We start from the raw sequence: 14832 nt of genomic DNA, 5'->3' as shown, positions 1-14832 counted from the left end.
AGACAACGAAGGTAACAAATAAAATGATAAATAAAATAGGGAAACGTGCATTCGCCATTGTTTTTTCAGTTTCAGTGCTTAGTTTAGGTGCTTGTTCGTCGGCTCCTGACCAAGAAGATATTCAACGTGTACCTAATAAATCGGCTCACGCTTTGTATGAAGATGCTAAGCAAACTTTAGATTCTGGTTTATATGCACGCGCAATCGAACTTTTAAGTGCAATTGACTCTCGCTACCCGTTTGGCCCATTTTCTAAACAAGTACAAATGGATTTAGTGTATGCGCATTACCAATCGAGTAATACCGAGCAAGCACTAGCAACAATCGACCGCTTTATTCGCTTAAACCCAAATCATAAAGATTTAGACTACATGTATTACATGCGTGGATTAGTTAACATTAAAGCCGATAAAAACGCATTCCAAGAATATTTTGGTGTTGATAGAGCTGACCGCGATGCTAACCGTACACGTGTGGCCTTTACCGATTTATCAACCTTGGTTAAGCGTTTCCCACAAAGTGACTACGCCCCAGAGGCAAAACGTCGTTTAGTGTGGTTGTTAAACCGTATGGCAAGGTATGAGCTAAAAGTGGCCACTTACTATTATGAACGTGAAGCCTACTTAGCAGCAGCTAACCGCGGTAAGTTTGTAGTAGAACATTACTCGCAAAGCAGCTACTTAAACTCTGCACTTGAAATGATGGAAAAAAGCTACGATAAGCTAGGCTTAAGTGAGCTTAGTGAGGACGCTAAACAAACACGAATTTTTAACAGCAGAAATAAATAATTAAAAAGGCGCTTACTAACTTGAGTAAGCGCCTTTTTAGCGTACTTGTTGTAATAAAGCTTAAATCGCTTCTTCATCTTCCTCTGCAGTACGAATACGCACAACACGCTCAACTTCAGTGACAAATATTTTACCATCACCAATTTTTCCTGTTTGTGCCGTTTTAATTATTACCTCAATTGCACGGTCAACATCATCATCGCCCAGTACAATATCTAATTTAACTTTAGGTAAAAAATCAACCATATATTCCGCACCACGATACAACTCGGTATGGCCTTTTTGACGCCCAAACCCTTTAACTTCAGTTACTGTCATACCTGTAATGCCTACTTCCGATAGGGCTTCACGCACATCATCAAGCTTAAAAGGTTTAATGATTGCTTCTATTTTTTTCATATTAATTACTTTTTAAAGCTACAGTTGCCTCGATTTTAGACAATCACAAGGCTCATAGCAAACAAAGTGACTGTATTACGGTGATAAAACAATCTGCCATGCTATGATTATGCTAATAAAAATAGCTATACTAAAACAATAAGTAATCTACGGGATCAATATGAAAAAAATACAATACGGATTCACTTTACTAGAGCTAATGGTGACTGTGGCTATTGTAGGTATTATTGCCACCATTGCATTGTGGAACAGTAGCGACATGCTAGAGGAAAACCGCGCCGAGAACTTTTTATTAGAACTAAAACGTAATATTAGTTACGCGCGCTCGCAAGCGGCAAGCACCGATGAGGTAGTTATACTGTGTACAGGTCCATACGGTAAAGTAAAAAGAAACGAAGAGTTTAGCTGCACAAAAAAATGGGATGAAAACCGTGTAATTACCGTATTTATCGATATGGATAACAATTTAACCTATAACCCTTCAACAGATACTATTCTACGCGCAATGAATAAAATAAAGGGTAACGATAAAGTTCAATTTACGGGTAATGAAAAAAGTCTGCGTTTTAACACCAGTGGCCGTATTACCACAAGCCCTGGGGATTTTATATATTGCCCTAATAGCGATAACGAGAATAATAAGGCACTAACCGTATCACAATCTGGCACTGCTTTTTACCTTGGCGATACAGCGCAAAAATGCAGTTAAGGGTAAACCTTACATTGTTATTTTTTGATTGTTTACTAAACTAAAATAATCACTTCTTAATTTAGGACTTCAGGGATGAAGTTAATCGCAGATTCAACAAAAAACCGTGGTACAACCCTAATTGAAGTAATGGTAACAATTGCTATTGCGGCTATTATTAGTCAGTTTTCTATGTGGTTTTTTCCTGACTTTCTGGCGCTAAACCGTGCAGACAACCAGGTTAACTTATTACATCGCAATATAAACTATGCTCGCCTTTACGCCATAGAAAACGGTACATACGTTACTTTATGCGCGTTAAAAAACAATGAATGTCAAAAAGGTGATTGGGGGGAGAAAATATCGTTATTTATCGATAACGATAAATCTACTTCTCTTAATAACGATGAGCTAATACTAAGCACCTTTGAACACACCCATGAGTTTGATAGCTTAGAGTACCCACGAGAGGCACTTACTTTTAGGCCCGATGGCTCATTAAACGGTTTTCAAAATGGGACTTTTATATATTGCCCTAATAGCGATAAAGCCAATCTGGAAGGATTGGCTTTATCTGTAAGTCAAACTGGCAGAATACGTATTAAATCGACTGATAAATGTCAGAAGAAATAGCTACCTTCCCCAGCAGTAATCTACATCACCACTGCCAGTTTTTCCTTTAAGCCCAGTGTCGGTAATCCATATCTCTTTACAACTTTTGTCCCCTTTCACCGAACCTGCAATAGGCTTTGCTGTGATTGTAAATGTATTTTTATCAACGACTTTAATCGTTAATTCAAAATGCCCATTCTCTGTTTTACTTTGAATTCCTAAATCACTCGCTAATTCTGTATATTCTCTGTTATCTACAAAGTACTGCTCTTCTTTATTAGCTGCATCTAATAATGCAGCAACTGCCTCTGCACGTGAGGCACGCTTTACATATTCTGTATAATTAGGCAGTGCAATTGCTGCAAGTATGCCGACGATAGCAACTGCTATCATCAGCTCAATTAAGGTAAATCCATATTGTTTTTGATTCATTTAAAGTCCCTTAGTCTTCTTCATCAGGTATAATTTCGTCATTTTCTTCGCGCTTATAGATGTAAGTTTGCTGGGTTTTAAAACCAAAACCGATAGACTCCTTGTTTACTAATTGTATCTTTCCGTCTACCACCTTTAGCCCCGGCCCAATAACATCCACTGGTCTCATTGGGTTTTGAGCATCTTTCCCTTTTATACCCGGACCAATTAAATAAAACTGACTTTCCAGCTTAACTTCAATATCAGTATTACCATCACATTTACCGTCATTATTCGTATCAGCGCAAGAATTACCTTCACCAAAATAAAGTTGTGGCGTATCGGGTACATCGTAACTAGTAGCAAACTTTAACTTATCGTAAACCTTAGTACCATAAAGTAAGTGAAACGCATAAAGCGAGCCTCCACCACCACTAAGTGAACACTGATTTACTGTTGCTGTATCAGAAGCCGGAGTAAACGAGGTAAAATAAGCCACTCCGCCCACTACTGTAGCTGCGGCAAGTGATTTTTCACCGGTCGCTAATTCATACCGCCAACCTTTAACTTTAGCTAAATCAGCCTCTAGCTCAATAAACCCATCCACATCGTCTAATAAATTACTAAATGGGTCGCTATTCATCAGCATTAAATCAGATGCCTTGATTGTTGCTGGTGCCCCAGTTTTAAATGACTTAGTCACTGTATTTTCATCTCTAATCATAAATAACTGATCTTGCTCGTTAGTATCAGTTGGCTTAGAGCGATTGCCACTGCCTATCACTATGGCATCGTAAGGTGTATCTAAACGCGTAGTGATTGTTTTGCCATCTTTAGTGGTTTGCGTCACTTTACTAAACATAGTACGTGCAACTAATGGCTTGTAAAAAAAGCGTCTATCTTGAGTGGCACTTGTACTACCTAGCTCAGCTAATTTAAAATGGCTGAACTCACTAGTATCACTACCCGGCATATCAATCCGCCAAATATTACCACCAGTATCCGAGGCATAAATCCTATCTATATAGCCATCATAATCAGAGTCGAGTGTGGTTAAATCGGCTGCAATACTGTGCTTGCCTGTAAAGCCATTTTCACTGGGTGTTAATGCCCAGACTTTTTTACCTGTTTTAGCTTCAACAATATAAATACCGCGACCAATCTTATCCTCACTACGAATAGCAGCATCTTTATTTGTATCGTAACCAGCACCAAATACAAGCAGTGGCTTATCGCCAAACGCTTTTATGTAGGCAATTTGTGGTTTAGACCAACTTTGAGCAAGTTCAGTAAAGTCGCCTTTCCCGCCTTCTATTGGTTTATCCCAGAGTTTTTTTGGGGCATTTGGTGCTGTAATATCTAGTGCATAGTAGTTGTTACCACCACGGCGCATTCCCGCAAACGCCCATACTTCATCGCCTTTACTTGCATCTATAATGCCGTCATTTAATCCTTCACCGTTTAAACTTTTATTACTAAAATAAACACTGATTGCTCCATCCATGCCATAAACTTTAGTTTCAGCGCGGTTTTCTCGTAACGGTTTTATATTGTTGTATAATGCGGCAGGAATAAATGCCCAACTTTCACTCACCGTGTTATCACTGTCTTTAAACATATGTAAAAAGCCAGCGTTAGTGCCTATCAAAATACGTATATCATCATTACCATAATCAATCGCTACCGGTTTAGAGTGCAGCGGGTCACCAAAAATATCATGGCGCTGATCGACTGTAGCGCCATCGTTATCTTCATCATCGACATCAATGCCCCTGGCCCATTTGATATCAGAGCTAGAAAGCGTTGCATCACCACCAAATAAATCGCCTAAATCGCTAACAATCGAGGTATCAAATTCAACAATGCCGCCTAACAGTTTATTTGTATAGAGCTTACGACTTTCTGGATCGCGGGTCGCTAAGTGTAAATTAACGCCCCCTTGTGCCACCGCGTTACCATCGGCAGGTTGGCCACTAGGTAACCAAAATGTTTTCGCGTCTTTACTAATTAAACCATTTTCATCGAGCGCGGCACTACCGGTTGAGTCAACCACTTGGCTACCGCTTACTTTTAATTTTTTTAAGTTACCACTCCAACGCGCGCCGGTTTCGGGATAAAACATCGCAAAGTAAATCGCATCACGACTTCGGGTTTGATCCACGTTATTACTCGCCACCGACGGTGACGAAAAACTGTCGTTCACTTCGCGTATTTGCGAAATAGTATTTTTTAACGCATCCGACAATTGTGCTGAGGTATTTGCATGTAAGTATTGCCCGCCACCATATTCTGCCGTTTTGCCAAGAATCGTTTTACCTTTATCACTCATTCCGGTACCAAAGCCTATGGTATACACCCGTCCTTTATCGTGTACTTCGGTAGTGGCAGGGTATAAGTCAACCTCTACGTCTTTAGTTCCATGGATCACTTTGGCTAATGCTGCTAAATAGTTGCTATAAAATACCGGCGGATTCTCTGAATTAAAGGTATCTTCATACAGATCTTCGATATCTTCATTGCTCTCGGAGTCATTGGTTGGATCGCCGTCACTCATCAAAATAATATTTACGCTATTATCGCAACGTAAAGGCTCCCCTGAAATTGGCATAAAAGGAGATTTATAGACTTCAGAGCTTGATGAGGTTTCAGCATTCAAATCTCTGTTACTTACATCTTCTGCATAATCAATATCTTGACCTGTAATGTAAAGATAGGCTTCCCACAAAGTTTCACTTAGCGGAGTAGATCCGCTGGCTGGCAAATTATCAATTTTGTCTAATAAAAACTTTCGCTCAGCAGCTATTCTTGCTAGTACATAGCCTCCATCGCTGCTACGAAGACGCATTAAACCAAAGTCTATATCGACGTTATCATTTACAAGTTGAGTAATTGCATTACGAGCAACATCAATCCGCCTATCATGACATTCAGCCACATATTTATTATTCTTTTCGATATAGCACTGTTCACTATCTGAGTAACTGCTTTTACTTTCAAAACAAGTGATACGGTCATATTTATTATTTTTATTTTGCTGTTTGATATAACAACTCTGATTATCGCCATTAATAACACTCCAATCCATACTACCTGAAGTATCAAAGATAAATAGCACCCTTGGTTTTTCATTAGTTTCTACATCATAATTTACATAAAGCTCTATATCTTCAGCAATAGCCGACATACTACTGGCCAATCCCATCAATGAGGCTAACACTATGTTTAATTTAAATTTCATTTTAAATCCCCTTACCTGTGCTAGCCATTTCTTGGGCTACACCAGTAACTATGGTTAGTTGATGCTTACTTTTTGAGCCATATTCTATAGTGGTAGCTACTTGCACCATATTGCAGGATACTCCTGCGGTAAAATTAAATCGGCGCGGACACTCTAAATTCATTGCGCCTTTATTTAGGTTAATCATTTTACTTTGCATGTCATTGTGCTTAGCGATCACCATGCCATTATTATCGCCCGCTGAAATAGTGGTTACTTCGTCTGGGGTTAAAAAAAACTGATTGCCTGCCCCCTTATTTGCTTCGCCCGAAATCATCCGCTGCACTTCGCCAATCAACTCATTTTCAGCAACTTCACGCTCTTGAGCTGCATTGGTAATTTTAATATCTATAGTGCTACTACTCATTAATGTTACAGCGATGCCTGTTACAGCTATTACCATTATTAATGCAGTAATAAGCACTACACCCTGCTGTTTTTTCGGTATATTATTTAAATGCGCCATAAGTTAGCCCCCACATTATTTAAACGAATAGTGGTAGTAAATACCGTACGTCTGTAATTATCGGTAAATGTTAGCTCTCGTTTATTGCTATCTTCACCCAGTATATATTTTTGATTTTTAATTTTAATTCCAGGATCGGGTTGCAATGCTCTAATCAATAAAAATAGTTGTACGGTTAAAATGCCTTTTCGGTTTTCCCAATCAGCTGCGGTCATCGCATCTATACTTCTGTATGTATCTACTCGGCTATCGCTAGTTGTATCTAAACCAAATACAAAGCGCATGTCTTCAACCCCTTCCATAATCGTTTCAGTAGTAATATTTCCTGCCACTAAACGTTTTCTCATTAACGCCGGCACTGTCAAGCTTTGATTATTTACTGTATATGTTTGCTCAGAGATATAATATACATGATGGCTATAAGGCCATACTGTCGCATTTGTATTTAATGTACCTGGTGCAACTATGCCACGCACAAATTGTGCACGTTCTTGCTCTGCAATAAAGTAGTTTTGATTTATTTGTGTTTCATTACTCCCCGCCTCTACCGTAAGCTGATTTCCTTGCAAAAATTTAAGCTGGAGAATATCGGTTTTTTTTATCGGGTTATTAATGCAATTAAGCTCTTTTGTACCATCGGCTGTTTTTGCATAAATAGTTCTAAAATTACTGGTGCTGGTTAAATCAGGAAAACTGCCGTTATTTAACCCCTCAGTGCAATCGCTCGCAGCTGCTGGGGTAGCCAATGTGGTAGTATTGGCGATAGTGAACGAGTCATCATAGTATGTACCCCAAAAACCAATTTGCTCAATATCGCGCTGCATTATATTAATTGCAAGGCGACCAGACTCTTGCAGTTCGCCTATGGTCATAGTGTCTTTAGTAGTTACCTTCATACCAATATAAGTAAACATAACGCCACCGAGTACTAACCCACCTATAAATAGCGAAATCATTACTTCTATGAGCGTAAAACCTGTTTGTTTCATGCTAGCTCCTCACATAAATATAGCTAGTTAATACCACTAATCGACGTTTTTTATCTGCAGTACCACAGCTAATACCTCCAGTTGCATCACTTGCTTTAAACTCTTGACGACCTTGCCAAGAGATTATTACCTCTAAATTAAATGCCTTACCACCTGTTGCTGCTAATAGTTTAGGTTCAATACAAACAGTTGCTCCATCTAGTGAGCCAGTATTTTCTCGGGCACGAATTGCGCGTTTCCACTGTTCAATATCGAGTAACGCTATTTGTGCCGCAGTACATGAGCCAGAAAAACACGTAGTTGACGATGCTATTGGCGTTTCACTGGTTAATGTTTGTTTATAATGAGTAGCTAACTGAGGACTGTCGTTTGCTCGAATGCGCTGAATAATGTCGTTACCTAGCGCCACAGCAGCGGCGCGCTGCATAGAGTCGAAACTAGCTTGCTTAGCTTTTGCTTGCAGTGCAACGGCGCCTAACAAACCAAAACTGAGGATGATAAAGGCAATAAGCACTTCTATTAAAGTGAAGCCTTTGTGCCGATTAATTGGGTGTGAATGCATAATAAAACCAAATAAATATTATCTGATTATAAGTGTATGCGATTAAAACATAGATTCAAGAACTACTAAGACTAACGGTTGATTTTGTTGATAAACGGTTAATAAACACTACTTTTGTAAAAGTAGCTTTATAATAAATGAGTTAACCTAAGGTAGATTTAACTGTTTTTAGCTCGCGGCGACTAACCGCTAACAGCTCTTGGCAGTTTTGTAGTTCAATAGCATGGCTACCGCTACTTAGTGAGTGCAGAGCAATCACCTTATTTTTATTTACTAACGTATTACGGTGTACCTTTAAAACATGTGTGGGGTAAAGCGCTTCTAATTGTTTTAAGCTTTTATCTATAAGCGCACTACCCCCTTTAAATACCATTTTTGTATATTTTTCTTCAGCAGCAAAATAGTAAATACACTCCATTTCTATGCTTTTTAATGTACCCGCGAGCTGATACATAATTTTTGCTGTTTGTTGTTTTTGTATATGTACTTTATTTAAGCGCCCTAGTTGCTCTACTACTTTTTGTAATGATTGCGCCGATACAGGCTTTACTAAATAACCCGCCGCATTTAATTGCAATGCGTCTAGCGCGTGCTCGGGGTGGGCGGTAATAAATACTATAGCGGGTGGAACTGCAAGCTTGTTGAGCTCATTTGCCACCTCCAAGCCATTAATACCCGGCATATCAACATCTAAAAATACTAAGTCAGGCTGATTTAGTTTACTTAACGCAAGTGCTTCTGCGCCATTGCTCGCTTCATTTTGTACAACTATATTTTGAGCCGCTAATAAACGTACTAAACGCCCTCTAGCTAATGGTTCATCATCAACAATAACTACATTCATAATTGACTCTCAACATGTTTAGGGATCACTACTTTCACTCTAAATACGCCATTTTTATTAGCAATAGTGAGCTGCGCTTTACCCTTATAATAAATATTAAGTCGTTGGCGAATATTTTCCAGCGCCATGCCGTTACTTGGCCGCGTATTAGTGGTTGCCACGCTTATTGGGTTAGTGACTATAATAGTTAAATAGCCACTTGTAATATGCAGCTCAACTTTAATGACAGCGCCTGTTTCGCTCGGCTCTACGCCATGGCACACGGCATTTTCAATTAAAGGCTGCAAAGTTAAACAGGGAATGTTAAGCGCGGGAAGCTCATTGGGTATTTGCCAATCAAGCTTTAAGCGGCTACCAAAACGCCATGTTTCTAGTGCAACATATTGCTTGCTAAGGGTTATTTCGTCCTCTAGTGGCACACTTTTCCCAGAGCGCATTGCCGCTTGCGATAAAGCTGCTAAGGCTAAAATAGCCTGCTCGGCTGCGGTTGCATCATGATGAGTAAGCTCTGCTGCGGTATTTAAACTGTTATATAAAAAGTGTGGGCGGATACGTGCTTGTAATGCATCGAGTTCTGCGCGGGCTAGCGCTTTAGTTTGCAGCTCTTTTTCAAAATGAATTAATAAAAATTGGACAAATAAAGCAGTCAGTAAAGCCACTATAATACAATTACGAAGTGTGAAATAAATTAGGCTATTTGTATCATCTATATCAAAAGCAAAATGAGAAAATAAAATACTAAAAATGCATGTAGATGATAAAAAGGAAACAAAAAACAAACTTAACTGAAAAGTTTGAGTACGTTTTTGTAAAAAAAACCTACAGAAGTATAAAGAAGAGGTACTAACTAACACTATTAAGTGTAAAAATAAGCTTATTATTCCAAGGCGAAGCCAAATATCACCTTCTACATTGGGTGCAAAAGCCAGAACAATAGCAACAACTTGCGATACAACTAATGAGGCGAGTACGCCTCGCTCATTAAAAAGAGCCGAAAAAAGCAACCCATCCACTTGTGGCGATTTGCTCATAACGGCTCCTTTTTAAGCTAATAAATTAAATATATATTTAATTAAGATTAGCGCAGCTCAATAGGAACAGCAAATACAATGTTCTCTTCTTCGCCAGGGTTTTCAGTAACTTGATTGCCACCAAGTTCTTTTAAGCGGGTTATAACTTGTTGCACTAACACTTCAGGTGCAGATGCTCCTGCGGTTACCCCAACAGCATTAACGCCAGTAAACCATGACTCTTGCACGTTTGTGGCATCGTCAATTAAATAAGCTTTAGTGCCCATTTTATCGGCAAGTTCACGCAAACGATTTGAGTTAGAGCTGTTTTTAGCGCCAACTACTAACAACACGTCTACTTTGTCGGCTAAGTCGCGAACGGCGTCTTGACGATTTTGCGTTGCGTAACAAATATCATCTTTACGCGGCCCATCAATAGCAGGAAACTTAGCACGCAGCGCATCAATTACATCAGCCGTATCATCTACCGAGAGCGTTGTTTGGCTACAGTAAAATAAGTTGTCAGCATTTTTTACATTCAACTTAGCGACGTCTTCTACGGTTTCTACTAAATAAATACCGCCGTCGTCATTGCTGTACTGCCCCATGGTGCCCTCAACTTCTGGGTGTCCTTGGTGACCAATTAAAATACACTCTATGCCTTTGCGGCTCGCACGGGTTACTTCCATATGTACTTTAGTAACCAGTGGGCAGGTAGCATCAAATATTTTTAAGTCACGGCGCTTTGCTTCGGTGCGTACCGCTTGCGATACGCCATGTGCACTAAATATAACTATACTGTCGTCAGGTATCTGATCAAGCTCTTCGACAAATACCGCACCGCGGTTTTTTAAGCCATCAACCACATAGCGGTTATGCACCACTTCGTGGCGTACGTAAATTGGCTTTTCAAAAATATCTAAAGCGCGCTCAACAATACTAATTGCGCGATCAACCCCTGCGCAAAAGCCTCGTGGGTTGGCTAGTAATATTTCCATTAACCTTGCACCTCAATAATATCTACTTCAAAGGTTAAACGCTGACCCGCTAACGGATGATTAAAATCAATCGTTACCGACTCGCCTTGTACTTCGCGTACTAAACCCGGAAGCTCGGTACCGTCAGGCTGAGTAAACGCTATTATAGCGCCTACTTTAGCTGGGGTTTCTGGGCCAAATTTACTGCGATCAACATAGTAAATGTTATCTGGATTTGGCTGACCAAATGCATCTTCAGGTTCTAGCTCAAAGGTTTTGCTCTCGCCTGCGTTTAAGCCTAATAAACATTTTTCAAAGTTAGCTGTTAAGCTACCATCGCCCATAGTTAACTTAGCAGGCTTGTTATGCACTTTGGTTGAGTCGGCAGCAGAGCCATCTTCTAACTTAATAGAAAAATGAAAAATAACCTGTGAGTTTTCACCAATTACAGCTTGGCTCATGCTTTATGCTCCTTCGGACTTTCGCCTGTAAAGGCATCAAATAATAATAATGCTGCACCAATACAAATAGCGCAATCTGCAACATTAAATACCGGAAAATGTGAGTTTTCATAAAATACGTGTATAAAGTCAATTACATAACCGTATGCAATACGGTCGTATAAGTTACCAATTGCACCGGCAAGTACCAATGAATAGGCAGCACATAATACTTTATTAGTTGCTGGCAGGCGTTTTAACCACCACACTAGCAATCCACTAATAGCAATTGCAATTGCACTTAAAAACCAACGTTGCCAACCGCCTGCATCACTTAAAAAACTATAAGCGGCACCATAGTTATGTACATAAGTAATACTAAAAACAGGCAGTAAATTAATCGACTCTTGATAAGCCATACTACTTACAACAAGTGTTTTACTAGCAAAGTCTACTACTAACAGTAGTAGACTTAACCATAGCCACACTAAACCACTTTTTTGGGCTAGTTTGCTCACTAATTAACTCCTAAGCGAATTGACGCGTCTCGCCTTCACCGTCAACATTGCTTACACAGCGACCACAAATTTCAGGATGAGCAGGCTCAACACCTACATCAGCGCTATAATGCCAACAACGCTCACATTTTTGTGCATCTGTTGCAGCAACACTAATATAAAGACCTTCGATTTCGGTAGTTTGTGTATCTGCCGGCTGGCTATCAACTTCGGTTACGTTTACTGCAGATGTTAAAAATACAAAACGCAGTTCGTCACCAAGTGCTGATAATTTAGCTGCAAGCGCTTTGCCTGTATATAAATTAACAGTTGCTTGGAGCGTTGCACCAATCACTTCTTCTTTACGTGCAGCTTCTAATAAGCGGTTTACTTCATCGCGCACTGTTAGAATTTCTAACCAATCATCGTTGCTAAATTGGCTGTTAGTAGGAGCTTGCAAGCCTTCGTACCAGGTTGATGTAAATACGTAGTCACTACGCTCACCCGGTAATGCTTCCCAAATTTCTTGGGCTGTAAAGCTCATAATAGGTGCCATCCAACGCGTCATTGCTTCAGCAATATGGTAAAGCGCTGTTTGACAAGAACGACGTGCGTGGCTGTCACTCTTAGCTGTGTATTGGCGGTCTTTAATTACGTCTAAATAGAACGAACCAAGCTCACCGGTACAAAAGTTCATTAGCTTTTGCGTTACTAACAGCATTTGGTAGCTATCGTAGGCAGCTAAAATTTCTGTTTGTAATTGTGCAGCACGGCCAACAATCCACTTATCAAGCTCAACCATGTCATTAACAGCTACTTGATCTGTTTTTGGATCAAAGCCATTTAGGTTAGCTAATAAGTAACGACTAGTGTTACGAATACGGCGGTAACGATCTGCTGAGCGGTTAAATATTTCATCCGATACCGTCATTTCTGCGGTGTAATCGGTAGAGGCAACCCACAAGCGTAAAATGTCAGCACCTAGTTTATTCATCACATTTTGTGGTGAAATAACATTGCCTAACGACTTAGACATTTTGCGGCCATTTTCATCAACGGTAAAACCATGAGTCAATACTTGGCGGTATGGTGCATGGCCGTTAATAGCAACCGATGTCATCATAGACGACATAAACCAACCACGATGCTGATCAGAACCTTCAAGGTATAAATCGGCAGGACCAGTTAAGTCTTCACGTGCATCTACAACACACGCGTGCGATACGCCCGAGTCAAACCATACATCGAGAGTGTCTTGCACTTTCATGTATTGCTTAGCATCTTCTTCACCTAACAGTGTCGCTGGATCTAAATCGTACCATGCTTGAATACCTGACTTTTCAACCAGTTGTGCAGCTTGTTCAATTAATTCTTGCGTATTTGGGTGAATAGCACCCGTGTCTTTATCAGCGAACAATGCAATTGGTACACCCCAAGTACGTTGGCGTGATATACACCAATCTGGACGGCCCTCAACCATGTTTGCAATGCGGCTTTCGCCCCACTCTGGTAACCACTGCGTGTTTTTAATTTCGCTTAATGAGTCTTGACGCAAATTAGCCTGATCCATACTAATAAACCATTGCGGTGTAGCACGGAAAATAATTGGCGTTTTATGACGCCAGCAATGTGGGTAACTATGCGTAATAGCATGGTGATGCATTAATGCGCCATGCTCTTTAAGCACTTCAACAATGCTCGCATTGGCTTTAAACACATGCTGACCGGCAAATAACTCAGTGCCTGCTAAGTACACACCATTTGCGCCAACCGGGTTAGCCACTTCTAGTTTGTATTCAAGTCCAGCCACGAAATCTTCTTGACCATGTCCTGGAGCCGTATGTACAACACCCGTACCTGAGTCAGTCGTAACATGCTCAGCTACAATTACCGGAACATTAAAGTCGTAAAATGGATGTGCTACTTGTAAATTTTCAAGTGCCGCGCCTTTAACGTAACCTAATACATGAAAGTTATTAAAACCAAAACGGTCCATTGCATCTTTAACAAGTTCAGAGCCTAAAATTAAGCGTTGCTGCTTACCTTCGTCTTCAACTTGTACTAGTGCATATTCTAATTCTGCATGTACTGCTACTGCGCGGTTAGCCGGTAGTGTCCACGGCGTGGTAGTCCAAATAACAGTACCAACTTTACCTGTACCTTTATGACCATCGGCTAAATCAAACGCACTTACTACTGCGTCTTGGTCGTTAAAAATAAAGCGTACGTCAATGGCTGGTGATTGCTTATCTTGGTATTCAACTTCGGCTTCGGCTAAAGCTGAACCACAATCAGTACACCAATGCACAGGCTTAGCACCTTTATGTAAATGGCCTTTTTCAATAATACGACCAAGTACACGAATAGCATTCGCTTCAAAATCAAAGTTCATGGTTAAGTAAGGCTTGTCCCAATCGGCAAACACACCTAAACGTTTAAAGTCGACCTTTTGACCTTCAACTTGCTTTTTAGCGTATGCACGGCACTTTTCGCGAAACTCGCTCGCAGTTACTTTAACGCCTGGCTTGCCAACTTTTTTCTCAACCATTAACTCTATTGGTAAACCATGACAATCCCAACCAGGTACTAATGGCGAGTCAAAGTCAGATAAGGTTTTAGACTTAACAATAATATCTTTTAATATTTTATTTACTGAATGGCCTAAATGGATATCGCCGTTTGCATACGGAGGTCCATCATGCAAAATAAAGGTTTTTTTACCTTTTTTAGCACTGCGAATTTGACCATATAGGTCGTCTTCATACCATGCTTTAAGCATTTTTGGTTCACGTTGTGCCAAATTGCCACGCATTGGAAACGGTGTTTCCGGTAAGTTCAAAGTATGTTTATAGTCGCTCATTAATCCTACATT

At 40.1% G+C, this 14832-nt stretch carries 15 protein-coding genes; 3 read left to right on the top strand and 12 right to left on the bottom strand.

The window, feature by feature from the left end:
* Positions 1-23: 23 nt before the first annotated feature.
* Entirely contained in the window at positions 24-788 is a 765-nt protein-coding gene (locus PTRA_RS04710) for an outer membrane protein assembly factor BamD (RefSeq protein ID WP_058372883.1), read from the top strand.
* A 60-nt stretch (positions 789-848) separates the two neighbouring features.
* On the opposite strand, the gene glnB is transcribed toward PTRA_RS04710, so the two are convergent.
* Complete coding sequence (glnB, locus tag PTRA_RS04705) at positions 849-1187, bottom strand: nitrogen regulatory protein P-II (RefSeq protein WP_011327621.1); 339 nt, start codon at positions 1185-1187, stop codon at positions 849-851.
* Between the two features lie 160 nt (positions 1188-1347).
* Between glnB and PTRA_RS04700 the strand changes: the two genes are divergently transcribed.
* Together PTRA_RS04700 and PTRA_RS04695 are read left to right on the top strand one after the other, a co-directional pair.
* Positions 1348-1896: a GspH/FimT family pseudopilin gene (locus PTRA_RS04700; RefSeq protein ID WP_058372882.1), complete on the top strand. Its 549-nt coding sequence runs from the start codon at positions 1348-1350 to the stop codon at positions 1894-1896.
* 75 nt (positions 1897-1971) lie between these two features.
* A complete protein-coding gene (locus PTRA_RS04695) occupies positions 1972-2508 on the top strand; it encodes a GspH/FimT family pseudopilin (protein ID WP_058372881.1) in 537 nt (178 codons plus the stop codon).
* On the opposite strand, the gene PTRA_RS04690 is transcribed toward PTRA_RS04695, so the two are convergent.
* The 11 genes from PTRA_RS04690 to ileS form a co-directional block, all read right to left on the bottom strand.
* Complete coding sequence (locus PTRA_RS04690) at positions 2509-2919, bottom strand: type IV pilin protein (RefSeq protein WP_058372880.1); 411 nt, start codon at positions 2917-2919, stop codon at positions 2509-2511.
* Between the two features lie 10 nt (positions 2920-2929).
* Positions 2930-6136 carry a pilus assembly protein gene (locus PTRA_RS04685; protein WP_058372879.1) on the bottom strand — a complete coding sequence of 1069 codons (3207 nt, stop codon included), beginning with the start codon at positions 6134-6136 and terminating at the stop codon, positions 2930-2932.
* A gap of 1 nt (position 6137) precedes the next feature.
* Positions 6138-6641: a hypothetical protein gene (locus tag PTRA_RS04680; RefSeq protein ID WP_058372878.1), complete on the bottom strand. Its 504-nt coding sequence runs from the start codon at positions 6639-6641 to the stop codon at positions 6138-6140.
* Positions 6629-7630 carry a PilW family protein gene (locus tag PTRA_RS04675; protein ID WP_058372877.1) on the bottom strand — a complete coding sequence of 334 codons (1002 nt, stop codon included), beginning with the start codon at positions 7628-7630 and terminating at the stop codon, positions 6629-6631. Before PTRA_RS04675 ends, PTRA_RS04680 begins: the two co-directional genes overlap by 13 nt.
* A 1-nt stretch (position 7631) precedes the next feature.
* Positions 7632-8192, bottom strand: coding sequence for a type IV pilus modification protein PilV (gene pilV / locus PTRA_RS04670; RefSeq protein WP_058372876.1), 561 nt, complete (start codon positions 8190-8192; stop codon positions 7632-7634).
* A gap of 142 nt (positions 8193-8334) precedes the next feature.
* On the bottom strand, positions 8335-9036 hold the full coding sequence (locus tag PTRA_RS04665) for a LytR/AlgR family response regulator transcription factor (protein ID WP_058372875.1): 702 nt from the start codon (positions 9034-9036) through the stop codon (positions 8335-8337).
* Positions 9033-10067: a sensor histidine kinase gene (locus tag PTRA_RS04660; RefSeq protein ID WP_058372874.1), complete on the bottom strand. Its 1035-nt coding sequence runs from the start codon at positions 10065-10067 to the stop codon at positions 9033-9035. Before PTRA_RS04660 ends, PTRA_RS04665 begins: the two co-directional genes overlap by 4 nt.
* A gap of 47 nt (positions 10068-10114) precedes the next feature.
* Positions 10115-11044 (bottom strand): 4-hydroxy-3-methylbut-2-enyl diphosphate reductase, encoded by a 930-nt coding sequence (gene ispH, locus PTRA_RS04655; RefSeq protein ID WP_058372873.1) that lies wholly within the window; start codon positions 11042-11044, stop codon positions 10115-10117.
* Complete coding sequence (fkpB, locus tag PTRA_RS04650) at positions 11044-11484, bottom strand: FKBP-type peptidyl-prolyl cis-trans isomerase (RefSeq protein WP_011327610.1); 441 nt, start codon at positions 11482-11484, stop codon at positions 11044-11046. The genes ispH and fkpB overlap by 1 nt, the downstream gene beginning before the upstream one ends.
* A complete protein-coding gene (lspA, locus tag PTRA_RS04645) occupies positions 11481-11981 on the bottom strand; it encodes a signal peptidase II (protein WP_058372872.1) in 501 nt (166 codons plus the stop codon). The genes fkpB and lspA overlap by 4 nt, the downstream gene beginning before the upstream one ends.
* Positions 11982-11991: 10 nt before the next feature.
* Positions 11992-14820: an isoleucine--tRNA ligase gene (ileS, locus tag PTRA_RS04640; RefSeq protein WP_058372871.1), complete on the bottom strand. Its 2829-nt coding sequence runs from the start codon at positions 14818-14820 to the stop codon at positions 11992-11994.
* Between the last annotated feature and the right edge of the window lie 12 nt (positions 14821-14832).

It is taken from the genome of Pseudoalteromonas translucida KMM 520, assembly GCF_001465295.1.
Classification (GTDB): Bacteria; Pseudomonadota; Gammaproteobacteria; order Enterobacterales; family Alteromonadaceae; genus Pseudoalteromonas; species Pseudoalteromonas translucida.
Note: the sequence above shows the minus strand (reverse complement) of the source record. Positions and strands in the feature narration are given on the sequence as shown.

Excerpts from the sequence above, each read along its gene's own strand:
- glnB (WP_011327621.1), bottom strand. The coding sequence starts at position 1,187 with ATGAAAAAAATAGAAGCAATCATTAAACCTTTTAAGCTTGATGATGTG.
- PTRA_RS04665 (WP_058372875.1), bottom strand. The coding sequence starts at position 9,036 with ATGAATGTAGTTATTGTTGATGATGAACCATTAGCTAGAGGGCGTTTA.
- pilV (WP_058372876.1), bottom strand. The coding sequence starts at position 8,192 with ATGCATTCACACCCAATTAATCGGCACAAAGGCTTCACTTTAATAGAA.
- fkpB (WP_011327610.1), bottom strand. The coding sequence starts at position 11,484 with ATGAGCCAAGCTGTAATTGGTGAAAACTCACAGGTTATTTTTCATTTT.
- PTRA_RS04675 (WP_058372877.1), bottom strand. The coding sequence starts at position 7,630 with ATGAAACAAACAGGTTTTACGCTCATAGAAGTAATGATTTCGCTATTT.
- PTRA_RS04695 (WP_058372881.1), top strand. The coding sequence starts at position 1,972 with ATGAAGTTAATCGCAGATTCAACAAAAAACCGTGGTACAACCCTAATT.
- PTRA_RS04710 (WP_058372883.1), top strand. The coding sequence starts at position 24 with ATGATAAATAAAATAGGGAAACGTGCATTCGCCATTGTTTTTTCAGTT.
- PTRA_RS04660 (WP_058372874.1), bottom strand. The coding sequence starts at position 10,067 with ATGAGCAAATCGCCACAAGTGGATGGGTTGCTTTTTTCGGCTCTTTTT.
- ispH (WP_058372873.1), bottom strand. The coding sequence starts at position 11,044 with ATGGAAATATTACTAGCCAACCCACGAGGCTTTTGCGCAGGGGTTGAT.
- PTRA_RS04680 (WP_058372878.1), bottom strand. The coding sequence starts at position 6,641 with ATGGCGCATTTAAATAATATACCGAAAAAACAGCAGGGTGTAGTGCTT.
- PTRA_RS04700 (WP_058372882.1), top strand. The coding sequence starts at position 1,348 with ATGAAAAAAATACAATACGGATTCACTTTACTAGAGCTAATGGTGACT.
- ileS (WP_058372871.1), bottom strand. The coding sequence starts at position 14,820 with ATGAGCGACTATAAACATACTTTGAACTTACCGGAAACACCGTTTCCA.
- PTRA_RS04685 (WP_058372879.1), bottom strand. The coding sequence starts at position 6,136 with ATGAAATTTAAATTAAACATAGTGTTAGCCTCATTGATGGGATTGGCC.
- PTRA_RS04690 (WP_058372880.1), bottom strand. The coding sequence starts at position 2,919 with ATGAATCAAAAACAATATGGATTTACCTTAATTGAGCTGATGATAGCA.